This window comes from Mycobacterium scrofulaceum (assembly GCF_001667885.1).
In the GTDB taxonomy this organism is placed as follows: Bacteria; Actinomycetota; Actinomycetes; order Mycobacteriales; family Mycobacteriaceae; genus Mycobacterium; species Mycobacterium scrofulaceum_C.
In genome coordinates, this window is the sequence record NZ_LZJW01000175.1 from 1 (window position 1) to 2,002 (window position 2,002).

The 2,002-nt window shown below is 71.1% G+C and carries 3 protein-coding genes and 1 pseudogene; 2 read left to right on the top strand and 2 right to left on the bottom strand.

Features of this window, described 5'->3' with window-relative positions:
• Positions 1 to 52: 52 nt before the first annotated feature.
• Both A5681_RS24495 and A5681_RS24500 read left to right on the top strand, forming a co-directional pair.
• A pseudogene (locus A5681_RS24495) lies at positions 53 to 475 on the top strand (metallopeptidase family protein).
• Positions 472 to 663, top strand: coding sequence for a hypothetical protein (locus tag A5681_RS24500; RefSeq protein ID WP_067281970.1), 192 nt, complete (start codon positions 472 to 474; stop codon positions 661 to 663). Before A5681_RS24495 ends, A5681_RS24500 begins: the two are co-directional and overlap by 4 nt.
• Positions 664 to 670: 7 nt before the next feature.
• Here A5681_RS24500 and A5681_RS24505 read toward each other — a convergent pair whose 3' ends face one another.
• Together A5681_RS24505 and pheA are read right to left on the bottom strand one after the other, a co-directional pair.
• Complete coding sequence (locus A5681_RS24505; protein ID WP_067281974.1) at positions 671 to 1,357, bottom strand: histidine phosphatase family protein; 687 nt, start codon at positions 1,355 to 1,357, stop codon at positions 671 to 673.
• A partial coding sequence (gene pheA / locus A5681_RS24510; protein WP_067281977.1) for a prephenate dehydratase occupies positions 1,354 to 2,002 on the bottom strand: 649 nt, incomplete at its 5' end. The genes A5681_RS24505 and pheA, both read right to left, overlap by 4 nt.

Below are 2,002 nucleotides of genomic sequence, written 5' to 3' on the forward strand. Positions count from 1 at the left end.
AACCCTCCGCCGGAGGCACCCCCCGCCGCGCCACCCGCCGGGGGCTAGCCGAGTGCCCGTGCGGATGGATCCGCATCGGTTCGAGGAATTGGTCTCCGACGCGCTCGACCTGATCCCTCCCGAGCTGGCGGCCGCGATGGACAACGTCGTCGTGCTGGTCGAGGATCGCCACCCCGAGGACGGCGAACTCCTCGGGCTGTACGAAGGGGTCGCCCTGACCGAGCGTGACTCCGACTACGCCGGATCGCTGCCCGACGCCATCACCATTTACCGCGAGGCGCTGCTGGACGTCTGCGAGTCCGACGACGACGTCGTCCAGGAGGTCGCGATCACGGTGATCCACGAGATCGCCCACCACTTCGGCATCGACGACGAGCGGCTCGAGGAACTGGGCTGGGCCTGACGACACGTCGGCCGGTTCTATGGGCGCGGCATCCCGGATTTGTCCGCCGCCGGTGCTATGAACGGGTTATGAGTGCTGACTGCCGTGACTGCCGGGCAGGCTTGGATCACTGTCACGGCACCATCATTCGCCATTCACTGCGCCGCTCGGAGTGCACCGAGCCGGATTGCTTCAGCCCCGAGCTGTTGCCGCACGCCTTCGTCGTCGACTGCGACGCCGTCGGCTGCGGATGCTCCGAAGTCATCGCGCTCGCCGTCTGACCGACCGTCAGCCCATGGGGTCGGTGCTCGAGTGCACCGCGTCCGCGACCGGGGTCGCGTCGGCCTCGGGATAGAACGGCGGCGTCAGGGTCCCCCACCGGAGGCAGCTCCACCGCCCGTCGGTGATCGGCGCCAGCACCACCGATTCGGCGTTGTCGAGGTGGTGGTCCAGCGCGAAGCCGGCGTCCACGCCGGCCAGCACCGCGGCGGCCAGCCGGATGGCCGCGCCGTGGCTCACGAGGACGATGTCGCCCGTCCAATCGTGGTCGTCGAGGTAGCGCAGGCGCAGCTCGGTGAGCACCGGCACGTAGCGGTCCAACACGTCGTTGCCTGTTTCCCCGCCGGGCAACGGTATGTCGAGATCGCCGTGATGCCATCGCTCGTAGATCGCGTTGAATTCCGCGACCGCATCGTCATCGCTGCGGTTTTCCAGCCCGCCGACCTGCACCTCGTGAACGCCGGGCACCTCGATGGGCGCCATCTCGAGTTCGCCGCCGATCACCCCTGCGGTCTGCGACGCGCGGGTCGCCACCGAGTGGGCCAGCAGCGCCGGCCGTTCCGCGCCGCGGGCGAAAGCGCGGGCCTGGTCGCGGCCCAGCGGCGTCAGCTCCGCCCCGGGTGGGCGGGTGTCGAGCCTGCGTTCGACGTTGCTGTAGGACTGGCCGTGTCGGAGTAGCACCAGCCGCCCGCTCATGGCTCCATTCCCCCGGCCGCGATCTCGGGTTTTCCTTCGCGTAGCCGCGCCAGCCAGCGCGCCGCCTCGTCGGCCGGCGGCGGCAGCACACCGGCGGGCGAGCCGGTCGGCCAAGATCCCAGGTATCTCACATCGGCACAACGACGGTGCAGCGCTTTGAGTGCCTCGGCGACGGCGTCATCGTCGATGTGACCCACACAGTCGGCGAAGAACATGTAGGTGCCCAGCGCGGTCCGGGTCGGCCGGGATTCGATGCGCGTCAGGTCGATGCCACGGATCCCGAATTCGGTCAGCGCGCCCAGCAGGGCCCCGGGAGCGTTGTCGATGCGCAGCACCACCGCGGTGCGGTCGGCGCCCGTGCGAGCCGGCGGCGGCCCGGGCAGGCCCACCAGCAGGAAGCGGGTGCGGGCGTTGGGTTCGTCGACCACGCCCTCGGCCAGCGCGGCCAGCCCCCAATGGGCGGCCGCCAGCGGCGAGGTCACCGCGGCGTCGGCCTGGCCCTCGGCCACCTGCCGCGCCGCGTCGGCATTGGAGTACGCGGGCCGCAGCTCGGCCTCGGGCAAGTGGGTGGCGACCCAGTGCCGCACTTGCGCGGCCGCCACCGAGAACGACGCCAGGCTGCGCACGTCGGCGGCGGTGCGGCCC

What these genes read in the sequence shown, in the direction of transcription:
- A5681_RS24500 (WP_067281970.1), top strand. Translation starts at nt 472, where the DNA reads ATGAGTGCTGACTGCCGTGACTGCCGGGCAGGCTTGGATCACTGTCAC.
- A5681_RS24505 (WP_067281974.1), bottom strand. Translation starts at nt 1,357, where the DNA reads ATGAGCGGGCGGCTGGTGCTACTCCGACACGGCCAGTCCTACAGCAAC.